A 22,274-nucleotide genomic window follows, 5' to 3' on the forward strand; every position below is an offset into this window, starting at 1 on the left:
GGAAGTTCCTGAGGTATTCCATCATGAATGAGATGGAAGATTGATGGAATATGATAGATTCCATCATCACCGCATTGAGGCAAGCGAAAACTCGACCTATCCTCTTCGACATGGAGTGCGGCGCGCACTGTTGCGCATCGCGGGAGGCAGAGATGACCGAGATAGTGAAGCGCGATTACAGCCTGCTCGGCCCGAGCGGCAAAGCGGCGGTGGAGACGGGGCTCGCGGCGGCGGAATGGTACCATACGGATATTCCGCGCAAGGAGATGAAGGCACTGATGCAGCGCTCCGATGAAGCCGCTATCCGCGACACCATCATCTGGTTGGGCAGCATGGCGATTTTCGCCGGGCTCGGTATCTATTTCTGGGGCTCCTGGCTTTGTATTCCCTTCTTCTTGGCTTACGGCGTGCTCTATGGCTCGGCCTCCGACAGCCGCTGGCATGAATGTGGGCACGGCACTGCATTCAAGACCCGCTGGATGAACGACGCGGTCTATCAGATTGCCTGCTTCATGATCATGCGCAATCCGGTGACCTGGCGCTGGAGCCATACGCGCCATCACACCGATACCGTCATCGTTGGCCGCGATCCGGAAATCGCCGTCATGCGGCCACCGGATCTTCTGCGATTGGTCCTGAATTTCTTTGGTATTATCGATGTCGCCAACGCCATGCTGGACATGGTCCGCAATGCGTTCGGCGTTGTCAGCGCGGCCGAAAAGAGCTTCATTCCCGAGCAGGAGCAACCGAAGGCTATCCGCATCGCCCGTATCTGGAGCGCCATCTATATCGTAGCGCTCGCCGCTGCTCTCTACATGGGTTCGTTTCTGCCGCTGGTGCTGATCGGCCTGCCGCGGCTGTACGGCGCCTGGCATCACGTGCTTACCGGCCTGTTGCAGCATGGCGGGCTGGCTGACAATGTTATCGACCACCGGCTGAACAGTCGCACGGTGCTGATGAACCCGGTGAGCCGCTTCATCTACTGGAACATGAACTATCATGTCGAGCACCACATGTTCCCGATGGTGCCCTATCATGCGCTGCCGAAGCTGCATGCAATGATCGGACATGACCTGCCGGCACCCAATCCATCCATCTGTTCGGGTTACCGCGAAATGATCCCCGCCTTCCTGCGGCAGTTGCGCAATGAAGAATATTTCCTGAAGCGCGAACTCCCGCCGACGGCCAGACCCTATCGGGAGGAATTCCACAATACGCTGGCTGAGGCGGCGCAATAGCGCACCGAAAAACTGCAATCAGGGAGGCAAGAATGAGCGGCAACTGGATCGAGGTCTGTGCGGCGGATGCGATCGACGAAGAGGATGTCATGCGCTTCGACCATGGCGGACGGACCTTCGCAATCTATCGCAGTCCTGAAGACGACTATTTCGCAACCGACGGTCTCTGCACGCATGAGCAGGTTCATCTCGCAGACGGGCTGGTCATGGACAATATCATCGAATGTCCAAAGCATAATGGCCGCTTCGACTACAGGACCGGCGAGGCCAAAGGTGCGCCCGTCTGCGTCAACCTCAGGACTTATCCAATCAAGGTCGAAGACGGCACCGTCTTCATCGCGGTATGAGGAGCGAGCCATGCCGCATTTCATCATTGTCGGGGCAGGAGAGTGCGGCGCCCGCACCGCTTTTGCGCTGAGGGAAAAGGGCTTTGACGGTGACATCACTCTGATCGGAGCCGAGCCGGTTGCGCCCTATGAACGCCCGCCGCTCTCGAAGGAGGGTCTCATCCACGCGCATCCGCCGAAGTTCGTGGCCGCATTGGAACGTTATGCGCAACAGGGCATCGATCTTCGGCTCGGTATCGACGCGACCGACATCGATACGTTGGGCAAGGTAGTGACACTCGCAGACGGTCAAAAGCTCGGCTATGACAAATTGCTGTTGGCGACCGGTGCATCCGCCCGCAGCTTTCCTGGTATCGCGGGAACCGGCGAGCGCATTCGCATGCTCCGCACGCATGCCGATGCTCTTGCTTTGCGGACGGCGCTTCATCCCGGCCGGCACATCGCCATCATTGGCGGCGGCTTTATCGGTCTCGAGCTTGCCGCCACCGCCCGCAAGCTCGGTGCCGACGCAACGGTTATCGAGGGCCTGTCGCGTGTCCTGAAGCGCGGTGTGCCGGAAGCGGTCGCCGAAGTGATAACGCTGCGTCATCGCGAAGAGGGCGTCGATGTCCGCTGCGGCGAGACCATCATAGGTGTGGAGGATAGGACCGACTGCGCGATTATCCGCTTGGCGAGCGGCGAGGCGATCTCTGCCGATGTTGTCCTGGTCGGCATCGGTGCGCAGCCGAATGTCGCGCTTGCGGAAAAAGCGGGCCTTGCGATCGACAACGGCATCGCCGTCAATGACCGGCTGGAAACCTCTGCAGCCGATGTTTACGCCGCCGGCGATTGTTGCTCCTTCCCCCTGGCGCTTTATGGCGGCCGGCGAGTTCGCCTGGAATGCTGGCGCAATGCGCAGGAGCAGGGAACATTGGCCGCAGCCAATTTGCTTGGCACGCGGAACAGTATTTCGGCCGTGCCGTGGTTCTGGTCCGATCAACATGATCTGACGTTGCAGATCGCCGGCCTTGCCGATGGTGCGGCGACGATGCTCAGGCGCGATCTCGGCGAAGAGGCATTCATCCTTTTCCATCTCGATGAAACCGGGCGGCTACTTGCGGCCAGCGGCATCGGTCGCGGCAATGCCGTGGCCCGCGATATCCGCCTCGCAGAAATGCTGATTGCTGCCCGCGCTTGCCCAGATCCAATGGCGCTCACGGCAAGCCATATCAAACTTAAATCGCTTCTTGCTGCATGATCCGCCCTGAGGCGACTGTCAGCCCTTGACGAACGGCCCCGAACCATAAATTTCTCCACATGCAATACCTAAGGGGAATCGAATGAAACTCGTCGGCATATCAGGCAGTCTCCGCAAGGGCTCTTTCAACACGGCGCTGCTGCACGCCGCCGTCGAACTTGCGCCCTCGGGCGTCGAGCTCATTGCTGCAACAATCCATGGCGTTCCACTTTATGACGCTGACACCGAGGCGGCCGAGGGTATTCCGGAGAAGGTCAGCGAGCTCAAGGAGCTTGCCGCGGCTTGCGATGGCCTGATCCTGTTCACGCCGGAATACAACAATTCGCTTCCCGGCGTCTTCAAGAACGCCATCGATTGGATGAGTCGGCCTTCCAGCGATATTCCCCGCATCTTCCGGGCAAAGCCCATCGCCGTTCTTGGCGCTTCGCCCGGCAATTTCGGGACGATGCTCAGCCAGAATGCCTGGCTGCCGGTGTTGCGAACTCTCGGCGCCAATCCCTGGTTCGGAGGTCGTCTGATGGTTTCCCGCGCTGGCAGTGTTTTTGACGCGGAAGGTCAAATCGTCGATGAGAAAGTGAAACATAATCTCGCCGTCTTCATCGAGGGTTTCGCCGCGTTTGTTAAAGGCACGCAAAAGAGCTGACCGACACATTTCGTGCAGAGAGACACGTTCCAAAGCCTATGATTGAAAGATCGAATGGCCTATTGTGATCGGAGGCGTCGGGTCGGCCGACGTTTCCGGGGCCGCATACGATCTTCCTTCGAGCAAAATGAAATCCAATACTGCCGGTTATGTCTTCACGCTGCTGGCGATCAGCATTTTCGCCGCGCAGGATGGCATCTCCAAACATCTGGTCAGCGCCTATCCCCCGCTCTTCGTAGCGATGATCCGCTATTGGGCCTTCATGCTGTTTGCCGTAGCGATGGCTTCAAGGCCGCCAGGTGGATTGCGTGTCGCCATCCGCACCAAGCGACCGGGCTTGCAGATCGCCCGCGGGCTTCTGCTCGCCACCCAGATCGTCGTCGCAATCTCGTCCTTCGTGATTGTCGGCCTTGCCCGTTCGCAGGCGATCTTCTCGTCAGGACCGTTGATGGTGGCATTGCTCTCCGTGCCGATCCTTGGCGAAAAAGTTGGTTGGCGCCGCTGGCTGGCGATCTGCGTCGGCTTCGTTGGCGTGTTGCTGATCCTGAAGCCCGAAAGCGGCTTTTTCGACATCCGTTTTTTAGTGCCGCTTTCGGGTGCCCTGCTGTTTTCGCTTTATGTCGTCATCACCCGCTATGTCAGCCGTGACGACTCGGCGATGACGAGCTTTCTCTACACCGGCATCGTCGGTGCAGCTGCGATGAGCTGCATCGGGCCGTTTTTCTGGACACCGCTTGCACCGCATGACTGGCTTTTCATGGGTGTGCTCTGCTTCACCGGCATGTCCAGCCACTATTTCCTTATTCGCGCCTATGACCTTCTCGACGCAGTGGTGATCCAGCCACTCACGTATCTGCAGCTTGTCTTTTCGGCGATCATCGGCGTATCGATTTTCGGCGAGACCCTCAATTTCAATACGATCATCGGTGCCATCATCGTCGTGGCCGCGGGTATCTTCACCATTTGGCGCGAAAACGCCTTGGCACGTGCCGGTGCCAAGGCGTCAAAAGCTTAGGGATGCTCTGAATTCAAAAGACCAGAACGACATTGGCGCGTTCATATGAACCCACGGCGCTTTAGGCCTCGATCTCCGCCTTCGGCCGGTCCTCGGTGTAGTAGCTGGTGTATTTCTGCCGATAGCGCTCCGTACCACCGAAGTCGCTATAGCGCGACAGTTCCGACATGTCCGTCTTATTGAGGATAACGCCGAGAATGCGCGAATTGATCTGCGGCTCCTGTTCCAGAATATCCCTGACGAGATTGGTCGGCGTCGCGCCCCATTCGGCAACGAGCAGAAAGGCGTCCACCTGCGGTGCAAATGCCTTGGCGTCGATGACGGGTGCCAGCGGCGCAAGATCGACGACGACATAGTCGAACATTTTCCGCGCACTCTCCATCAGGTTCATCATGCCCTGCGAAGACAAAAGCTCGCTGGTATGGAGCAGATGATCGCGTAGCACCACCGGCAGAATGGCAAGTTTGGTGCGCGGATCGACCCTGACGGCACTCGCCCAGGGAACCTCGCCGAGCGCCGCCTCGATAAGGCCGGTCTGCGGCGGCGACTTCAGCATCCGGCTCAAACCGGGATTGCGCAAGTCGGCATCGATCAGCAGCGTGCGCTTGCCGCTGCTTGCAAGCAAGGCGGCAAAATTGGCCGCCGTCGTCGACTTGCCTTCGCCGGGCAGCGCCGAGACGACGCCGATCACCCGGTCGGCCCGCCCTTGCAGCATGACATCGCTGGCGAGCTTGGCGTTGCGCAGGGTTTCGGCGAATATCGAACGCGGCGCCTCGACCGAGACACGCATGATGCGTTCGAAAGCCACACCGTGCTCGGCATCCTCAGCCATTGCCGGCGCAGCCCCCGCTTTACGTTTCTGACCCTTTTTCTTGTTGAATGACTGCTGACCGAGTAGCGGCAGATAGCCCAGGAATTTAAGCCCAAGCGCTGCCCGCACGTCGGCTTCGACCCGGAAGTAGCGATCGCGGAATTCCTGGAGCGCAGCAAAAGCACCGCCGGCCATCAAGCCAAGTACGAGCGAAAGCGCCAGCACAAGCGTCTTTTTCGGGCTCGAAGGCGCAGTCGGAACGCCGGCGGTGGAGATGACGCGCGCCTTGGCGATCGGGAAGGACCGCTGCTGCGATGCTTCCTCATAACGGCTGAGATAGGATTCATAGAGCGTCTTCAGCGCCGTCGCTTTCTGATTAAGCTCGTTCAATTGCACGAGGGATCTATTCGCCTCGGAATTTTTGCCGACTACGCCTTCAATGCTTTGACGGAGCGACACCGCACGCGATTGTGCCACGTCAAATTCATTCTTGTAACTCGCCGTCAGTTGCTGGAGCTCTTGATAAATCTGCCGCGTGATATCCTCGCGTTCCGCTTTCAGCGCCACGGCTTGGGGATGATCGGCGCCAAAATTCTGCGTCACGTCCTGCTCGCGCTTCTGCACTGCGAGATAGCGGGTCTTCAGATCCTGCAACACGGTGTTGTCGGTCTGGCTGGACGAGATCGTCGCGTTTTTCACCGCATTGTCCGGTCCCTGGTCGATGATCGACTTGTATTGATAGTAGCGCGCCGAGGCGCTGGCGGTATCGGCCTGGGCGATGATCAATTGTTTGTTGAGATCGGAAATCTGCTGCTCCGACATCAGCTCGCCGCCGGTCGAGGTCAAACCGTTGTCCGCCTTGTATTTTTCGACATCAAGCGAAGCCTGTTGCGAACGTTGGCGTAGGTCGTTCAACCGTTCCTGCAGCCAGACTGAAGCCCGTTCGGTCGCATCGAAATTGGCGTTAAGCTGATCCGTCAAATAGGAGTCGGCATAGGCGCGGGTGACCTTGGCAGCCAATTGCGGATCGGTTGAGTCAAACGAAATGGAGACGACCGAACTGCGGGTGACGCGCTCCACCTTCAGATCGTCCTGCAATGCTGCGGCGATTTGCTGACGTTGCGCCTCGCGCGCCTGATCGGGAGTTAGCGGGGGCTTCGCCGGTTTGAAGGCACTGGCGATCAGCTTCACGCCGGATTTGATCAGCGCTACTGGCGACTGCGGCGGATTCAGGATCTCGTCATTGTTGACAAGGCCGGCCGCATCGACGACGCGCAACGCCATCTCGTTGGATTTCAGGATTTCGACAGCGCTGGCGATTTCCATGTCGGCCTGCTGGCTGCTGGCCGGCGGCGGCTGATCCTCCGCATATTTGGTCATGGTTTCGTCGAGCAATATCTGCGTAGCAGACGTGTAGCTCGAAGGCGCGGTCAAGAGATAGGCGACCGCCAGTGCGGCGAATATCGCCACGCCGGCGAGGATGGTGCGGATGCGACGGGTTACAACCGCCCACAGCCGGTCGAGGTCAATAAAACCATCCTGCTCGTCCGCCTTTGGAAGAGCGCTGTGGAAGGTGAAATTTTTTTGATGCATGGCGACCACCTTGTCGGAGAAGCCCAAATGAATGACGGCTCTGGCCTGCGGCCGTCGAGACCGCAGGCGAAAGCGTGAGACGGCTTAAGCCGCGGTCATCTGCGCTTCGTGCGAGAGAACCAGGTTTCGGATCGAGTCATAGACGAGGCCGCCGATATCGGTGCGCGCAAGCGCGAAGGCGACGTTCGCCTCGATGAAGCCCTGCTTGGATCCGCAATCGAAAGTCCTTCCGCTGTAGGCCTGGGCATGGAATGCCTGTGTTTCAGACAGGCGCAACATACCGTCGGTCAGTTGGATCTCATTGCCGGCGCCGCGCTCCTGCCGCGCCAGGATATCGAAAATCTGAGGCTGAAGAATATAGCGCCCATTGAGGTAAAAGTTAGAAGGCGCCTCAGACGGATGCGGCTTCTCAACCATTTTGGTCACACCGAAGCCATGTCGTACCGGCGCTCCCCGGCCAATGATGCCGTATTTCGAGGTCTCTTCCGGCGCACATTCCTCGACTGCAACAATGTTGCCGCCGACTTCGTCATAGAGGTCCATCAACCCGGCCATGCAGCCGCGCAGGCCATGGCAGACCATGTCAGGCAGCAGCAGCGCAAACGGTTCATTACCGATCAGGTCTCGGGCACACCAGACAGCATGACCGAGGCCAAGCGGCGCCTGCTGGCGGGTGAAGCTGATCGAACCGGCACGTGGCAGAAGACGTTCCAGTTCGGAGACCTGCTTTGTCTTGCCCGCCCTATGCAGGGAGGAGATCAGCTCCGGTGTGTCGTCGAAATGATCTTCGATTGCCGACTTGTTGCGGCTGGTGACGAAAACGATGTGCTCGATGCCGGCCTCGATGGCCTCATCGACGGCGTATTGCACCACCGGACGATCGACGATTGTCAGCATTTCCTTAGGCATAGCCTTGGTGGCGGGCAGGAAACGGGTTCCGTTGCCAGCAACCGGAATGATTGCTTTTCTTACAGGATGCTTAGGGTCCATGGCTCTATCCTTTGTTAGAGTGAGGGCCTGCGCCCAGACTGGGGAGGGAGGAGGAGATTTGAGACGCTGCAGCCACTTCGCCGCCCCGCAGGACGGTTGTCTTACCGCTGCCCCGAAAGAAGGCGGCAAGACGACGAAGACGGGCTACGATCGGCATGCGCAAGTGACGAACTGCGCGTGGATTGCGGCAGGCGATCTTCAGCGCTTTCGGCAGGGCGCCGTCCTTGATGCTTTCGACAAGCATCAGGAAGGACAGTGTTTCTTTCAGGTTCCGAGTCCGTCGCCGTTGGGCGGCAAGGGCGGCAGCACCGAAAGGATGTTCAGCGAAAAACTTGCGGTCGGCGGCAATCATCGCTTCGACATGATCGCGCTTCAGCACCCGCGAGATCGAGCCGTCGCGGATGTAGTATAGATAACCGGCCATCGGCTCGACTGCGCAGACGCCGCCTTTGGCCAGCGCGGAAGCGAGGAAGATGTAATCCTCACCAATGCGGAGGGACTCATCGAAGCGCAGGTGATGCTTTTCCAGAAAGGCCCGCTCGAAAACAGGCTTCATGTAGCCGAAATTATGCTCGGAGCGGAAAATCATGTTCGACGCGATGAATTTCGCCAGCGTCAATAGGGGCAGGCGCGCGAGCACGGCTTCCGGAAACATGGTGCCCGCAGCCTCGTCCTCTCCTCTGATGATATCGAGATTGTCGACCACGATCTGAGCTTCGGCTTTTTCGGCCCGTGCGATCAACCGCGCCATACGATCCGGGCGCAACGCATCATCGGAATCGAGCACAGCCACCCATCGACCGCGAGCGGCATCCAGACCGGCATTGCGCGCTGCGGCCGGGCCGCCGTTGCGGGGCATGGCGACCAGACGGACCCGCGGATCGGCGTGGCTGCCGGCAATCGTCGGGGTGCTGTCGCTGGAACAATCGTCGACGACGATGACCTCCATGCTGACGGCACCCTGCGCCAGCGCGCTGTCAATGGCGCGCTCCAGCGTGTCTTCGGCATTGTAGGCTGCGATGACGAAACTAACATCAGGGATGAAATCCGTCATTGCGGTGCCTTCTCCAAACTTCCGTATTGTTCAATTTCGCGGACACCAAAGAGGCCGCTGACGACACCTGCATGCATGATGCCGCGCAGGCTGTAGCGATGGCGCTGCACCGGGAAAGCGGCAAGAAGCGCAGCGGCTGCAAAGCAATAGATGGATTTGGCGCCGGCCAGCGCAATTGCCTTCCATCGGCCAAGACCTGCCGATGTCTCCAGCAATATCCGCCCATGTGTCTGCCCCATTCGGAAACGCCGTTTCGTAAGCCAGGCGCGAGTTGCCCGCCCGCTCGGCACGGGTTCGTAAACCAGGGCGTCCTCGGCAAAGGCGATCCGTCCGCCTGCCTTGTGCATATGGGTGAAGAATTCCGTATCCTCGCCACCGCTACGTCCCAGCGCGATGTTGAAGCGGCGGCCGGCAAGCGACGGCGCGTTGCGTCGCAGCAGCGCATTGCAGGTATAGCCCGTGCGGATATCGCCGGAGACCCAGACCGGCAATGTCGAATGGAAATCCCCCCGCCGCATCCAGCCAGGCGCCATGTTCGGGTAGACGGCGCGCACTGGACCGAGAACAGCGTCGACTCCGGTCGTATCAGCCGTCACCAGCAATTCCGCCAGCCAATCTTCCGACGCTGTCTCATCGTCATCGATAAAAGCCACGAAATCGCCGGTCGCATGCTCGAGGCAGGCATTGCGGGCAATCGAAATGTTCGAAGCGGGGCAGTGCACATAGGCGATCTCGAAGGGCACCGCCGAACGCATGGCCTCGACGCGGTCGCGCGCACTCGGCGTCACGTCGTTGTCCGCAACGATGATGCGAACGAGAGTATCCACAGGAACAGTCAAAACCGCCAGCGACAACAGTGTCTGGTCCAGTTCGACACGGCGATAGGTGCAGACGGCGATATCGATCCTCACGGTCCGGCGCTCTCGGTTCTGTGTCATGATATCACCCTGCGTCCACGGAAGCTAAGGACTTCCATCCAGAAGCCCATCGACCATGCGAAATGCATGACCATGGCCGAGATGGCGGCAAGCGGACCGTACGGATTCTTCTCGCCAAGGGCGATCCAGAAGCCGTAGGCGACGCAGGCAAAAGCCCAAAGACCGATGGGAATGACCGCGATCCAATTGAGGATCGCCAAAAACGCGCCGACAAAGATCGGCACCACGGCCAGCGGCAGCATCTGGCGAATGCTCGGCATGCTGCGATGCTTGAGGATATTGCGGGCGCGGCCACGGCCATAGCCGAGATATTGCCGGAAAAGCGTCGGAACGCTGGCACGCGGATAGTAGGTCATCGCCGTCTTGTCGGTGAGCCAGATACGATAGCCCGCTTTCCGCAAGCGATAGTCGAGTTCGGCATCCTCATTGTGACTGAAGGTCTCGTCATAGCCGCCGACCGCGCGAAAAGCGGTAATGCGCATCAGTGCGTGGTGGCCATGATCGGCCCAGTGTCCCTTGGCGCCCTCACGATGCTTCGAGCCGCCATTGCCGAGCTTTGAATTCTGCGCCACCGCCGTCGCCTTCTGGAATGCGCTGAAGCCCATGGTGCGCATGGCGACCACGACGGAATCCGCACCGGTGGCAGCCACCTCCTGTACCAGTGTCTGGCAATAGTCAGCGGGATAGTCGCCATGGGCGTCGATACGAATGAAACAGTCGTAGTCGCCGCCAAAGGTTTCGACTGCCAGATTGATCGCCGCACTTTGCAGCCGTTTCGGATTGTCGAGCAGGAGGACGCGCGGATCGGCCGCGGCGATCTCCCTGACGATGTCACGGGTTCTATCCGTGCTGCCGCCATCGGCGACCACGATCCTGGCGTCAAGTTCGTCCAGAGCACGGCCGAGCTTGGCAATCAGCGGCTCGATATGCTTCTCCTCATTGAGGCAGGGGATAACGATTAAGCAACGCATATCCATCGGAATTCCGGTATTCATTGCAATCCACCTCTATTGCGATGCAGTTGTGGGAGGGTCCGTAAGTCGGCGGTTTGCCCGCTGGGGCGGTTAAGGGATGCCAGCCGCTGCACCAATGCCTGGCAATCGGCGCGATCGGTCATCCATTGCCTGCGGTCCTGTGCAGCCAAAGCGTTGAAAAGGCCGAGATAGCGTTCCTCGGTCATGTCGCCCAGAAGAGCGATGAGGTGCGCAGCATTCGCCTCTCTGAGCGTCAGCCCGATTTTGCGGTTTGTGAGGAACCGTGCGGTCTCAGTGCCATCAACAGCGACCGGCACGGTGCCATGCAGGCCGCCTTCATAAAGACGGTTCGGCAACAGCCAACTGGAATTCAGCCCCTCTTCAAAGAAGTCGATCGCCCAGGAGAATTGCACTTCGCCATAGATCGTCGCGAGGTCCTCGGGATTTTTATAGGGCCCACCGAAGCGCATGAAAGGCGCATCGCGCACGAAACCATCGAAATCACTGAACTCCGAATAGGCCGGCCGGCCGCGCAAGACGATTTCGAAGCGACCCTCCATCCTGCGGGAGAATTCAGCCAGCAATTCCAGTGATTTGCGGCACCGAAGCGCCCCGAACCAGCCGATCTTCCAGGGCTCGCCAATGGCCGGCACGCGGGGAGCGTCCACGACGTCGGTGCCGATGCCTTCGAGCGCCAGAACCTTGTTCTCGAGAAGGACGATCGGCAGATCGAGACCGGAGCGCGAGCGGAAATAATGCTCGACAAAGGCCGGCGAACTGGTCAGCAACAGCGCGGCATCCGCGCCGAAATGACGCTCTACGCCACGAAGAGCACCACCAAACACATCTTTGCGCAGCAGCAGACGATGAATATCCAGGCATTCATAAACAACCGGCATATCGCCGCCAAAGATGGACTTGGCGCGGTTGGCGACGGCCAGCATCTCAAGATTGCGGCCGATGATCACGTCCGGCTTCTCGACCGAGCGCAGCAACCGGCGCAGTTGCAGAGCGGACTTGGCAACAGCAGTGACGCGCTGCGCGAACTGCGCGTCACGCGTCCGGCCGAGCTCAATCGGTTCAACACCGTGAATGGCGGCCAACGCGTTGTCATCGCGGCGAAATCCCGCCAGCGTCACCCTTGCCCCGCCCGCCTGCAGCATCAGCACCCGCCTGCGGACAGCGGGATCGGCGAGATCGTGGACGAAATAGAGAATATGCAGCATGAAAACTTCCGCTTTCGTACCCGGCACGGCCAGGCGTCTTGTTTCGTTCGTGTTGCATCACGGCTTCTTGCTCCGGCTGCGAAATCCGCTCCGCGGCCGGAATATCTCAGTTCAGCTTGCAGGCGATCGATTCCGGAAATTGGCACTTGTCGCCCGCCGCCGTGAACGCGACGCGGTCGATCTGCATGGTTGCCGGCGCGCCGCCATAGGCAAACTTGCCCATCCAGCCGCCGAGTGTGTCCGTGCCCCACAAGCTGAAGAAGATCTTCTGAGCATGCGTCGGTATCTTCGATGGGTCGGCAACTTCCTGAACCAGCTTGCCGTTCAGGTAATAGCGAAGCCGATCCTTCTCCCAGACGAAGGCATAGTCGTTGAACCCTTGATCAGCGCCGCCAGCAACCGGGACAAGTTTCTCGTTGCCACCTTTGGCGGCGATATATTGGTTCACCTGAACCTGTGCGGAATTCTTGCCGAGCACTTCGAAATCGATTTCGTCGTGCGGCTTTTTGTCGGTGGGGCCGATATAGGTGAAAAATGCCGAATTGAGGCCGGAGCCGGTCGCGGTGCGATAACGCGCCTCGTAGGTGCCATAGCCATAACGCTTGGTCGTCTGGATTTCGCCGCAGGCATAGTCGCGTTCACCGGTCTTGGCCCGGGTGAATTGAAGCTGCAGCATGCCTCCGTCAACGCTGACCTGCTTCTTCGACCAAGTACAGTTCTGGTGCGGGCCGTTGTTCCAGCCATCCGAAATATACCACCGGCTGCTATCGATCCTGTCGAAATTGTCGACGAAAGATGTGCCGTTCGGCTGATCCTCCTGCGCAAAACTTGCGCAGGGAATGAGGCCGACGCTCAAGATGGCGAATGAAACAAGGCTAAGTCTTCTCGCACGGAAGATCGGTTTCGTCATAGGTCACCTTTACTCGGAAGTCGTCTGCCGACCATTGGCGGTCAAAACACCGGCGGATGGCCGCATGCGGCTGCCGGTCAACAGATTGTAGAAGGAGGGCAGGGCGGAGCGCGCCAAACCGTTGGTCAGTGGCAGCACCGTCAGGGTAATGGCGGCGGCCAGCAGGTAGAAGACGGGATAGAGATCCTCGCCGCTGCGGTTCCACAAAACAAAGAGGCAGAACAGTAGCGGATAATGGGCGCAGAAAATCCAGAAGCTCAAGCTGCCGGTTTCGGCCAACCGCCGGGCAAGCCGGCTCTTGATCAGGATTGCCGAAAGCGCCCAAAAGCCTGGAATGCCGGCAAGCACCATCAGATCCCGGCTGAATTCGAGCCATGCGGGCAATTCTGGTCCCGTCATATAGCATGCGGACGCCAAAAGCACCGCGAGTATGAGAAAGGCTGAGGCGACGGGAACTGCGTATCGGTCGATGATAGTCAGGTCGATACGATGAAGGCTGAGATAGATCCCGAAGCTGAAGCTGAAGAGGATGGAGTTTCTGAGCACGATGCCAAGTGACACCGGCAGTGCTGCAAGCAGTAACAGACATACTAGGGTCGGGAGCGGATAGCGGCGGATCAGCATCGCCAGCAGCGGCGAGAGCAGGATGCACACGAAGAGATCGCGCAAGAAATAGAGGGGTAAATCAATCGGCGTGCCTTCAACGGCAAAGAGAAGCGTCGCGAGCATGCGCGGGCTGGCGCTTGTCAGATTCGGTATATAGCCGTCGCCGATACCGCGGTTCTGCAGGATCAGCACGAACAGAAAGAAGACGCTGTTCCACAAAAGAAACGGCAGGAGAACGGTCTTCGCCTTGCGGCGAACGGTCTTGCCGTAGTCCAGCGAGGTCGAGCCGTGACGAAAAAGCAGATAGCCGGAAATGGCGCTGAGGCAGGGAACACCAACGCGAAACAAGCTATCGCGCAGGAAGACTCGAAGCCAATCGAAGAGGCCATAGGCTCCGTGGAACGGGCTGGAATCCGTATCGAATGGGATGTGTACAAAAACAATGCCCGAGATGAGCACGATGCGCATGAGATTGATCCGCGAAGACACGTTGGCAGTCACGTTCACGATATCAGTCACCCCTTTTCAGACTGCTCCCCCGCGCAGCCGTTTCAACCAGAGCAGACTAGAGCCCGCAGCCCTAACCTAGGGCGATCTGGCGAAAGGAAATATGGCGCTGCAGCAAAAAACGGGGGTACGTGACCGTTAAATCCAGTCGTTCCGCGACAAAAAGGGACATGCGGACATATAATACAATCGGGTTAATACCTATGGAAGTATCTGGTATAAAACGAATTTACGAATGATATAATATTCTGAAGGCCGCACGGAATTGCACGCTGTAGCGGCATCAAATTTTTTTCCACCGGCCGAAGATTTTTTTGCATCGCCGCAGTTTCCGCGATCAAACATGATCAAAATAGGGCGGCGATGCAAGCTTCTTGAGAAAGTACGAATAGGATCATTCACCTGCCGGTTGCGGTTCCGCCTTCGGCATCCTGCGTGAGCGGACGAGTTGCAACAGCTTGCGGACAAGGGCGCCCTCGGTCAGCAGAACAAGCACGGCATAGATGATGCCGCCTGCCACCGAGCCCACCACGACCTGCAGGACGGCACTCGGCAGCTCCACCTTCAGATGGTCAAGCATGAAGCGAACCATGAGGGCCATGATGAGGGCTGTGATCATCGGCCGGTTGCTGATGTAGAGGCCCTGGAAGAACGGCGTGCCGTCGGCACGAAAAACCGCCCAGGAGTAGAAGATCAGCGTGACGACGCTGACGATGCAAAGCCAGACCATGGCCGTGATCAGATCACCGGTGATCGCTCCATAGGCGACGGCAGCGGTCGTGATGATGGCACGGACGATCGCCGACCAGAATAGAACATTGCCGCGGCCGACGCCCTTGAGATAGGGGATGAAGGTACTGCAGGGCGTCAGGATCGCCTTGGAGATCGCCAGCAGTCCGAGCACCGGCCAGGCATAAGCCCACTTCTGTCCGAACAGCACCAGCATGGCCGGCTGAGCGATCGCCCACAGTCCGAACATCATCGGCGCCAAGAGTACGGTCGTCACCTGTGTGCTCAGCATCAGGGCATCCGACCGGCGCTTGCGGTCATGCATCATATGGCTGAAGGCCGGGAACAGCACCCCCATGACTGCCGAGAGCACGACCTGGTTCGGAATGCTGGCAAAGCGGTTGCCGGCGGAATAGGCGCCTGCGTCGGCAAGGCCGAGATAGCGGGCGATGATCACCATCGGGGATTGGAACGTGACGAAATTTGCCATTTCCGAGCCCATCATACCGAAGGAGAATTTCGTCAGTCCCCTGACGCGACTGAACGAGAAGACTGGGCGCGGGAAATAACCGGAGACGGTGTAAAGACCGACGAGGCGCACGGTGCCCGAAACGAAAAGCTGCGCAACGAGCGACCAGACGCCAAATCCGAAATATGCCAGGCCGACGGCCACCAACGCGCCGGCGGACTCCGAAATCATGCTCCAGACCGCGTCCTTGCTGAAGTTCATTCGCCGCGCCAGGATCGAATAGGCGACATCGGCGGCAAGCTGGATCGGGATCATGAAGGCCATGATGCGCAGCAGATAGGCTGCCTCTTTTGCGCCCAACAATGCTGCAAAGAAATCGGCGAAGACGTAGAGAACGACGGCCATCAGCGTCGACACCGCCAAATTGACCCAGAAGACCGAGTGAACGGTCAGCATATCCTCCTTCTCCTGGATAACGAGGGAGGAGGTGAGCCCTGCGCCGCCGATCATGGCCAGGAACTGGACTACCGTCAGCGCTACGGCGACGACGCCAAATTCTTCTGGGCTTAGAATGCGCGCCAGGATAGGCACGGTGATAAACTTCAATCCAAATGTACTTGTCTTGGATAAAACGCTCCATCCGACATTGTTCGTTATCGAACGGACACTAACTGTTGAGGTCATGACGACATCCTATCTCTTGGGACCGGCTGAAATGAGCGATGGAGATTGTCGAGAAACGCATGGCCGCGACCCCGCAAGGGGGCCGCAAACTCTTTGTTGAAAACCGTAAAGGCGAAAAAATGGCGTCAATTACGATTGTTATTCCTTTCTACCAGAAGCAATCAGGCATTCTGCAGCGCGCATTGAGGTCGATATCTAGGCAAGTGTTTCAGGATTTCGATATCCTCATCGTCGATGATGAATCGCCGCTTCCGGCGGAAAGCGAGCTTCAATCGCTTGGGGAAGAAGATCGGGCAAGAATTACGGTGATCCGTCAGGCCAATGCAGGCCCGGGTGGCGCACGCAATACCGGCCTCGATAATGTGCCGGCCTCAAGCCGTTTTGTCGCCTTCCTCGATTCCGACGACGAATGGGCGCCGCTGCATCTGAGCAACGCCTTTGAAGCGCTGACGCGCCATAACGCCGATTGCTACTGGGACTCGATTGAGGGCGGCGAGGGATTTTCCTACCATTTCGGCATCACGGAGCTGGCTAAAGCGGCGGATGCCACGCGCCTTTCCGACCATCCTTCGCTGATCGAAGTCCCGGATGTCGCCAGCGTCATGTTGAAGGACTGGGCTTTCTTGCATCTGTCCTGCATGGTGATCGGACGACCGCTGTTCGAAAAAATCCGTTTCGAGGCCGAGTTGCGGCTGGCTGCCGAGGATCTTCTGTTCTTCTGCGACTGCATTCTCGCAGCCAAGCGTGTGCTGCTCTGCGAAGATGCCGGCGCGTTACGCGGCGAAGGCATGAATATTTTTCACAGTATCGACAACGGCTCGCCGCAGTTCCTCCGGCAGCAGTTCAACACTTGGACGGCGCTCGACACCTTGGAACAGCGATTTTTACAGCGACCACAAGACATTGCATCCATCCGCTCCTACAAAAATCGCGCCCGACGACAGGCGATATGGAGCCAAGTAGGGCAATTGCGCCGGCGGCGATTCCCGCAATTTGGGCTGCTGGTGAAATGGGCATGGCGCGATCCTGCGATATTGCAGAGTGCGATGCAGCTTGCCGTAAGCAAGTTTACGCCCTAGCTTTCGCACCTGCAGCAAAGCTGTCCAAGCGACATTATTCAAGAGCCAACGCGTGTTCGGCTACTATCTAGATCAGCAAGGAGACCTGTATGAAGCCGTTCCACTGGGAATCCACCCATGGCAATTTCGGTGACGATCTCAATCTTTGGCTCTGGGATTTTTTGCTCCCGGGCTTGCGCGAGGTGCATGAAGAAACACTCCTGGTCGGTGTTGGCACTGTCCTCAACACCCTGATATTGCCGCTTGGAGGCCGCAAGCTCGTCATCGGCAGCGGCTTTGGCTATGGCTCGCTTCCCGATATGGGCGACAAGAACGAATGGGATGTCCGCTGCGTGCGCGGCCCGCTGACGGCGGAAAAAGTCGGCCTTGCGCAGGACATGGGCATCATCGATCCGGCAGTGATGGTGACCGAAATGCCGGAATTCAAAAACCTGCGGAAAACCGGCCGCCGCACCTTCGTGCCGCATTGGGAATCGGCCGCCGCCGGGCTCTGGCCGGAGATCTGCAAGACGGTCGGCCTTTCCTATCTCGACCCCCGCGGCGAAGCGAAGGCCGTGATCCGCGAAATCGCGACATCCGAGTTGATTGTCGCCGAATCCATGCACGGCGCGATCCTGGCCGATGCCTTCCGCGTACCGTGGATCGCCGTCAGCACCTCACGCGCAATCAACAGCTTCAAATGGAACGATTGGGCCCGCTCTCTCGGCGTTACCTATGCGCCGAAACTCATTCCTGTCTCGACTCGCGCAGAAGCGATCGCCAAGGGTGCCCGCTTCTGGGGCGTCGGTTTCGAACGCGACGAGCAGGCCGTCGAAGAGCTGGAGAAGCGCCGGCAAGGGGAGACGATGGTGCTCGCCGATCCGGAGCAGACCCGTCTACGGGTGATGGCAAAACAGGCGCTTGCCGTGCCTTCGGCGCTGGCGCTTTGGCAGGCCAGCAAGGCGAAGCCGCAACTGAGCGACGACGCGGCACTTGCCAACCGCAAGCAACGCCTTCTGGATGTGCTAGAAGGCGTGCGGCGCGATTATTTCTGATTTAGCGAAGAACTATTCAGGAGCGGCCTGCAGCAGATAACGCAGGCCGTTCGCCCCCGAATGAGCAATCGGCGCGCTGCCGCCCTTACGAAAACGCTCCGTTTTATCGGCAAAAATGCCGCCGGCAATGGCCGGAATGGCGGCGGGCTTACCCAATGCGTAAGAGGCGGCCGCGGCCATGCCCGACTGCCCCTTGATATCCAGAAAACGCCGCAGCTCATAGCGGCCGCGAACATGTTGCTCATGGTGGCGGATGGCGGCTGCATCGGCAGGCGAGAGCCCGCCGGCGGCGAGGATCGCCCGGTCGGCTTCGTAAAGTCGCCGCAAATCCTCTGTGCGATGCCGGCCGCTCAGCGAATTGCTGCGCACCACGGCGCCATAACCGCAGCTATGAATGACTTTGTAGCGCGCAGCTTTGGCAAGCGCCCGCACATAGAGATCGTAATCCTCGCCAAGACGCAGGGCCTCGTTATAGCGTAGCCTGTGCGTGTCCAGAAACGAGCGTCGCATCAACGGCTTCAGGAAGCCGATCTCGCCGCGTCGGACGCCGCGCTTGGAAATATTGCCTTCGACAAACGCGACCAGATCGAGAAAACGCGGCTTCGGATCAAAATGATCGAGCATCGTAAAAGCGTCCGAAACCGTATCGGCATTGACGAAAGCGATGTTGTCAGCGACGAAATCCCAATCATTGCCGGAGAGCAGCGGCTTGAAACGCCCTGGGAAAAAGAAATCGTCGGCATCGAGGATGCTGATCAAGGGCGCGCGCGAAATCTCGATCGCGTGATTACGTGCTGCGGCAGGGCCGCGATTTTTCTCGAATTCCTGGATGGTCAGACGCCCGGTGCCGTCGTCGGCGAGTCTGGCGGAGGCGGCGGTACCATCTATCGAGCCATCGTCGATGACAACGACTTCAGCCACCTCGGGCTCACGCAGCGCCGAAGCGACGGCAAGGCCAATCGTGTCGCTGGCATTCTTCGCTGCGATGATTACACAGACGTTGTTCTCGGCACTGTCAGTCACTTAAGCCTCCATTGTTCTGCCGGAGACTTAGGACGGCATCAGCTATCGGCAACCACGTGATGGCCAAAAGATGCGCCAAGTGGCGGCCCTAGGGATTGAAGGGCTCGGAGCGGTTGAGATTGGAAGCGGGCAGGCCAGTGACCTTGTCGTCATCCCGCATCGGCGTTCCAGCCGCATCTTCATTCAACAATGCGTTTCGCGCACTCTGTTCCTTCCAGACCAAGAAAAGGATCCCCAGGAAGTAACCGATCTGCAGCAGAACGGCGCAAATCACCGTTTCGATCAATGTGGTCGAAAGGGAGTGCGTCAGGAAATAAGTCGCGATGGCAAATACGGCTAGAGCGCCGACCATGCTGATGAAAACGCGTGGCGCATACATACCGTTACCTCGCGCGGACAGTCATCACAAAAAAAGCGATCAAAGTCTTGCCTCCCTCAATAGACCCACAAGTCAAATATATTTAATGAATCCTTTGGATTCAACCAAGTGACTATGGTCTGTTACGAATGAATACGACTTTACCCACTACTCGTTAAAACTACGCCCCCATAATACGTGCAATTACAGCTGCTGTCTTTTCTCTTTTTTTCCCATTCTCATTAAGGTTGTCCATTTAATCGTTATATACAATTCTAATGATATTAACACGTATGGGCTATGGATTCCGGTTTCAAACAATTCAATCAACTTTTATTACAAAGTCCGGTTCTGGCGACCGTCAATATGTGCATCGCAATATGGTGTTGCAGCGCAATATTTTTCACAAAAAGTCAAGACTGCGCATGAACGGTCAAGAGTGAGCAAAGCCTATTGCAACAACAGCTGATGAACAAAACGATCCTTATAGCCTTTAACATCCTCATGCATCGCCATCCGTAACGTAAGATGCACATTTTTTAGCCGTCTATACAATACATTCTTTAGTATAAGTATTATATAAGAAGTATCTAAACTGAAGAAATCTGCCTCATTCGCGGTAAGACACCCCCCTGAATCCACACCGCCACAAAAATTTGGCTTAAAAAATCATAATCGCAACCTACACTCCTCCATGCACCGCGCTAACTAGGCGCCCGAGACATTCCCGACCAATTCGCCAACATGAATGGAGTCATCTCTATGAAGTCTGCGACGAGATCGGCCACATCGGCTTTTTTCAGCGCTCCGGAAAGCGACGTCTTTCCGCCAACAGGTGGAATCCTGAAGAGGACGTTCGACGTCACAACCGCACTGACGGCGCTGATTTTCATCAGCCCCATCTTCCTTATGCTTATGCTCTTGGTGAAGCTCTCGGACCGAGGCCCGGTTTTTTACGGCCATCGCCGCATCGGACATAACGGCAAAACCTTCCGTTGCCTGAAGTTCCGTACCATGGTCGTCGACGGCGATAAGGTTCTGCAGGCCTATCTGCAGGCCAATCCTCGAGCGATGGAAGAATGGCGAGCAACACGCAAACTGCAGAACGACCCCCGCGTCACCCTTGTCGGCGCGGTGCTCCGTAAACTCAGCCTCGACGAGCTGCCGCAGCTTATCAATATCATTCGCGGTGAAATGAGCGTCGTCGGGCCACGTCCCGTCGTCGAGGACGAGCTGGAACTCTACGAAACCTCTGCGATTTACTACCTCCAATCTCGCCCTGGCCTGACGGGCCTCTGGCAGGTCAGCGGTCGTAACGACGTATCCTATGCCAGCCGCGTCGCCTTTGACACGCATTACGTCAAAAACTGGTCGCTTAGCAGCGATGTGCTCATCATCGCCAAAACCATTCCTGCGGTCTGCCTATCGCGCGGCAGCTACTAACCGCGAACGCAGATACCGCAGGCAAACATCCTGCGGTTTCCCCGCAAATGCGGGGCTGCAGTCCAATAACAGGGAAGATCCTGCATGATCGAAATTCAGTCTCCTGGTAAGTTCGTTGGCGTGGCCACACCCATTCGTTGCACAGCCCTGGTTCTTCTCAGCCTGTGCATGGTATCGGGCGGTGCCTATGCCGATAATCTTCCTGGATATCACCTGGGCGTCATGGACAAGCTGCACATTCGCGTTGCCGAATGGCAGACTGCGGAGGGCACGATCCGCGACTGGTCGACGATCTCCGGCGACTATACCGTCGGCCCCTCTGGTTCGGTTTCCGTTCCTTTCATCGGTGATATGCCGGCCATCGGCAAGACAACGGACGAAATTGCCGAAGCGATTGGTATCGGGCTGCAAAGGCAATTCGGCTTGCGCGATCGACCTTCGGCTTCCGTGGAGCTTTCGCAATTCCGGCCCATCTATCTCGCTGGCGAGGTTCAGAATCCGGGCCAATATCCTTTTGTGCCCAACCTCACTGTCCTCAAGGCAATTAGCCTCGGTGGCGGCACGCGCCGTGCCGACGCCGGCCAGCGGTTCGCACGCGATTTCATCAATGCCAAGGGTGATGCGGTCGTCCTCATGGCGGAGCGCGGGCGACTGCTAATGCGCAAGGCGCGTCTGCTGGCCGAACTCGCAGGTAAAGATCAGATCGATGTTCCGCCGGAACTACAAAAGCTTCCGCAATCGGCTGACCTACTGGCTAGCGAAGACGCCTTGATGAAATCGCGCAGCCAACGCCTGAAAACGCAGTTGCAGGCTTTGGCAGACCTGAAAGTCTTGCTGCAAAGCGAGGTCGAAGCTCTGGCGAAGAAGACCGATACGCTAAGCCGGCAGCTTGATCTGGCCAAGGCGGACCGCGACAAGGTCGAGAGCCTGGCGGAAAAAGGATTGGAACTTGCCTCGCGCAAGATCTCTGCCGAACAGCGCACTTCGGATGTGGAGACCAATCTGCTGGATACCGACACGGCATCGCTGAACGCCAAGCAGAGCATCAGCAAGGCCGACCAAGACCAGAATACGCTGCGCGAGGATTGGCAAAACTCGCTCGCCCAGGATTTGCAGGATACCGATACTCAGTTGGAGACCCTGCAGCTCAAGCTCTCCACCAGCCAAGCGCTAATGCAGGAAGCGGTGGCGCAGTCGGCCGATGCCAGCAATATCGATGCCAGCGGGCAGGGCGTCAACATCGTCTATACCATCGTGCGGGATGACAACGGCCAGTCGAAGAACATTCCGGCTGAAGAAAATACCCAAGTTCTGCCCGGCGACCTTATCAAGGTCAGCGCCGGTCTGGCCATGCGATAAGGAGGGT

20 protein-coding genes are annotated in these 22,274 nt (G+C 58.1%); 9 read left to right on the forward strand and 11 right to left on the reverse strand.

Going from position 1 to position 22,274, the window contains the following annotated elements; all coding sequences use genetic code 11:
* Window positions 1–152 precede the first annotated feature (152 nt).
* From FHT86_RS21295 to FHT86_RS21315, 5 genes are all read left to right on the forward strand, one after another.
* The gene (locus FHT86_RS21295) at window positions 153–1,238 is read left to right on the forward strand and encodes a fatty acid desaturase family protein (RefSeq protein ID WP_133709469.1); all 1,086 of its coding nucleotides are present in this window, start codon (window positions 153–155) and stop codon (window positions 1,236–1,238) included.
* 32 nt (window positions 1,239–1,270) lie between these two features.
* Entirely contained in the window at window positions 1,271–1,585 is a 315-nt protein-coding gene (locus tag FHT86_RS21300) for a MocE family 2Fe-2S type ferredoxin (protein WP_133709470.1), read from the forward strand.
* Between the two features lie 10 nt (window positions 1,586–1,595).
* On the forward strand, window positions 1,596–2,822 hold the full coding sequence (locus tag FHT86_RS21305; RefSeq protein ID WP_133709471.1) for an NAD(P)/FAD-dependent oxidoreductase: 1,227 nt from the start codon (window positions 1,596–1,598) through the stop codon (window positions 2,820–2,822).
* An 82-nt stretch (window positions 2,823–2,904) separates the two neighbouring features.
* Window positions 2,905–3,465, forward strand: coding sequence for an NADPH-dependent FMN reductase (locus tag FHT86_RS21310; RefSeq protein WP_133709472.1), 561 nt, complete (start codon window positions 2,905–2,907; stop codon window positions 3,463–3,465).
* A 127-nt stretch (window positions 3,466–3,592) separates the two neighbouring features.
* Window positions 3,593–4,480 carry a DMT family transporter gene (locus FHT86_RS21315; RefSeq protein WP_133709473.1) on the forward strand — a complete coding sequence of 296 codons (888 nt, stop codon included), beginning with the start codon at window positions 3,593–3,595 and terminating at the stop codon, window positions 4,478–4,480.
* Window positions 4,481–4,541: 61 nt separating this feature from the next.
* Here FHT86_RS21315 and FHT86_RS21320 read toward each other — a convergent pair whose 3' ends face one another.
* From FHT86_RS21320 to FHT86_RS21360, 9 genes are all read right to left on the reverse strand, one after another.
* Window positions 4,542–6,884, reverse strand: a complete 2,343-nt coding sequence (locus tag FHT86_RS21320; protein ID WP_133709474.1) for a polysaccharide biosynthesis tyrosine autokinase — start codon at window positions 6,882–6,884, stop codon at window positions 4,542–4,544.
* 84 nt (window positions 6,885–6,968) lie between these two features.
* Complete coding sequence (locus FHT86_RS21325) at window positions 6,969–7,874, reverse strand: UTP--glucose-1-phosphate uridylyltransferase (protein ID WP_133709475.1); 906 nt, start codon at window positions 7,872–7,874, stop codon at window positions 6,969–6,971.
* A 4-nt stretch (window positions 7,875–7,878) separates the two neighbouring features.
* On the reverse strand, window positions 7,879–8,928 hold the full coding sequence (locus FHT86_RS21330) for a glycosyltransferase family 2 protein (RefSeq protein WP_133709476.1): 1,050 nt from the start codon (window positions 8,926–8,928) through the stop codon (window positions 7,879–7,881).
* The gene (locus FHT86_RS21335; protein WP_133709477.1) at window positions 8,925–9,866 is read right to left on the reverse strand and encodes a glycosyltransferase family 2 protein; all 942 of its coding nucleotides are present in this window, start codon (window positions 9,864–9,866) and stop codon (window positions 8,925–8,927) included. The genes FHT86_RS21330 and FHT86_RS21335 overlap by 4 nt, the downstream gene beginning before the upstream one ends.
* Window positions 9,863–10,861 (reverse strand): glycosyltransferase family 2 protein, encoded by a 999-nt coding sequence (locus tag FHT86_RS21340; RefSeq protein WP_133709478.1) that lies wholly within the window; start codon window positions 10,859–10,861, stop codon window positions 9,863–9,865. Before FHT86_RS21340 ends, FHT86_RS21335 begins: the two co-directional genes overlap by 4 nt.
* Window positions 10,858–12,066, reverse strand: a complete 1,209-nt coding sequence (locus FHT86_RS21345) for a glycosyl transferase family 1 (protein ID WP_133709479.1) — start codon at window positions 12,064–12,066, stop codon at window positions 10,858–10,860. Before FHT86_RS21345 ends, FHT86_RS21340 begins: the two co-directional genes overlap by 4 nt.
* A gap of 106 nt (window positions 12,067–12,172) precedes the next feature.
* Window positions 12,173–12,976 carry a glycoside hydrolase family 16 protein gene (locus FHT86_RS21350; protein ID WP_133709480.1) on the reverse strand — a complete coding sequence of 268 codons (804 nt, stop codon included), beginning with the start codon at window positions 12,974–12,976 and terminating at the stop codon, window positions 12,173–12,175.
* A 9-nt stretch (window positions 12,977–12,985) separates the two neighbouring features.
* Window positions 12,986–14,089 carry an acyltransferase gene (locus FHT86_RS21355; protein WP_312862433.1) on the reverse strand — a complete coding sequence of 368 codons (1,104 nt, stop codon included), beginning with the start codon at window positions 14,087–14,089 and terminating at the stop codon, window positions 12,986–12,988.
* Window positions 14,090–14,483: 394 nt separating this feature from the next.
* Window positions 14,484–15,971: a lipopolysaccharide biosynthesis protein gene (locus FHT86_RS21360; protein WP_133709481.1), complete on the reverse strand. Its 1,488-nt coding sequence runs from the start codon at window positions 15,969–15,971 to the stop codon at window positions 14,484–14,486.
* A 119-nt stretch (window positions 15,972–16,090) separates the two neighbouring features.
* Here FHT86_RS21360 and FHT86_RS21365 point away from each other — a divergent pair, with 119 nt between their 5' ends.
* Together FHT86_RS21365 and FHT86_RS21370 are read left to right on the forward strand one after the other, a co-directional pair.
* On the forward strand, window positions 16,091–17,050 hold the full coding sequence (locus FHT86_RS21365; protein WP_133709855.1) for a glycosyltransferase family 2 protein: 960 nt from the start codon (window positions 16,091–16,093) through the stop codon (window positions 17,048–17,050).
* A gap of 89 nt (window positions 17,051–17,139) precedes the next feature.
* Window positions 17,140–18,084 carry a polysaccharide pyruvyl transferase family protein gene (locus FHT86_RS21370; protein ID WP_133709482.1) on the forward strand — a complete coding sequence of 315 codons (945 nt, stop codon included), beginning with the start codon at window positions 17,140–17,142 and terminating at the stop codon, window positions 18,082–18,084.
* A 12-nt stretch (window positions 18,085–18,096) separates the two neighbouring features.
* Here the strand turns inward: FHT86_RS21370 and FHT86_RS21375 are convergent, their stop codons facing one another.
* Window positions 18,097–19,107 carry a glycosyltransferase family 2 protein gene (locus FHT86_RS21375; RefSeq protein ID WP_133709483.1) on the reverse strand — a complete coding sequence of 337 codons (1,011 nt, stop codon included), beginning with the start codon at window positions 19,105–19,107 and terminating at the stop codon, window positions 18,097–18,099.
* A gap of 88 nt (window positions 19,108–19,195) precedes the next feature.
* Window positions 19,196–19,486 (reverse strand): exopolysaccharide production repressor protein, encoded by a 291-nt coding sequence (locus FHT86_RS21380; protein WP_133709484.1) that lies wholly within the window; start codon window positions 19,484–19,486, stop codon window positions 19,196–19,198.
* 741 nt (window positions 19,487–20,227) lie between these two features.
* Between FHT86_RS21380 and FHT86_RS21385 the strand changes: the two genes are divergently transcribed.
* Together FHT86_RS21385 and FHT86_RS21390 are read left to right on the forward strand one after the other, a co-directional pair.
* On the forward strand, window positions 20,228–20,908 hold the full coding sequence (locus FHT86_RS21385) for a sugar transferase (RefSeq protein WP_133709485.1): 681 nt from the start codon (window positions 20,228–20,230) through the stop codon (window positions 20,906–20,908).
* An 84-nt stretch (window positions 20,909–20,992) separates the two neighbouring features.
* Complete coding sequence (locus tag FHT86_RS21390) at window positions 20,993–22,267, forward strand: polysaccharide biosynthesis/export family protein (RefSeq protein ID WP_133709486.1); 1,275 nt, start codon at window positions 20,993–20,995, stop codon at window positions 22,265–22,267.
* Window positions 22,268–22,274: the final 7 nt, after the last annotated feature.

Source organism: Rhizobium sp. BK313 (assembly GCF_014193655.1).
Classification (GTDB): domain Bacteria; phylum Pseudomonadota; class Alphaproteobacteria; order Rhizobiales; family Rhizobiaceae; genus Rhizobium.

Coding starts and splice junctions, on each gene's coding strand:
- FHT86_RS21295 (WP_133709469.1), top strand. CDS start 153: ATGACCGAGATAGTGAAGCGCGATTACAGCCTGCTCGGCCCGAGCGGC.
- FHT86_RS21300 (WP_133709470.1), top strand. CDS start 1,271: ATGAGCGGCAACTGGATCGAGGTCTGTGCGGCGGATGCGATCGACGAA.
- FHT86_RS21305 (WP_133709471.1), top strand. CDS start 1,596: ATGCCGCATTTCATCATTGTCGGGGCAGGAGAGTGCGGCGCCCGCACC.
- FHT86_RS21310 (WP_133709472.1), top strand. CDS start 2,905: ATGAAACTCGTCGGCATATCAGGCAGTCTCCGCAAGGGCTCTTTCAAC.
- FHT86_RS21315 (WP_133709473.1), top strand. CDS start 3,593: ATGAAATCCAATACTGCCGGTTATGTCTTCACGCTGCTGGCGATCAGC.
- FHT86_RS21320 (WP_133709474.1), bottom strand. CDS start 6,884: ATGCATCAAAAAAATTTCACCTTCCACAGCGCTCTTCCAAAGGCGGAC.
- FHT86_RS21325 (WP_133709475.1), bottom strand. CDS start 7,874: ATGGACCCTAAGCATCCTGTAAGAAAAGCAATCATTCCGGTTGCTGGC.
- FHT86_RS21330 (WP_133709476.1), bottom strand. CDS start 8,928: ATGACGGATTTCATCCCTGATGTTAGTTTCGTCATCGCAGCCTACAAT.
- FHT86_RS21335 (WP_133709477.1), bottom strand. CDS start 9,866: ATGACACAGAACCGAGAGCGCCGGACCGTGAGGATCGATATCGCCGTC.
- FHT86_RS21340 (WP_133709478.1), bottom strand. CDS start 10,861: ATGAATACCGGAATTCCGATGGATATGCGTTGCTTAATCGTTATCCCC.
- FHT86_RS21345 (WP_133709479.1), bottom strand. CDS start 12,066: ATGCTGCATATTCTCTATTTCGTCCACGATCTCGCCGATCCCGCTGTC.
- FHT86_RS21350 (WP_133709480.1), bottom strand. CDS start 12,976: ATGACGAAACCGATCTTCCGTGCGAGAAGACTTAGCCTTGTTTCATTC.
- FHT86_RS21360 (WP_133709481.1), bottom strand. CDS start 15,971: ATGACCTCAACAGTTAGTGTCCGTTCGATAACGAACAATGTCGGATGG.
- FHT86_RS21365 (WP_133709855.1), top strand. CDS start 16,091: ATGGCGTCAATTACGATTGTTATTCCTTTCTACCAGAAGCAATCAGGC.
- FHT86_RS21370 (WP_133709482.1), top strand. CDS start 17,140: ATGAAGCCGTTCCACTGGGAATCCACCCATGGCAATTTCGGTGACGAT.
- FHT86_RS21380 (WP_133709484.1), bottom strand. CDS start 19,486: ATGTATGCGCCACGCGTTTTCATCAGCATGGTCGGCGCTCTAGCCGTA.
- FHT86_RS21385 (WP_133709485.1), top strand. CDS start 20,228: ATGAAGTCTGCGACGAGATCGGCCACATCGGCTTTTTTCAGCGCTCCG.
- FHT86_RS21390 (WP_133709486.1), top strand. CDS start 20,993: ATGATCGAAATTCAGTCTCCTGGTAAGTTCGTTGGCGTGGCCACACCC.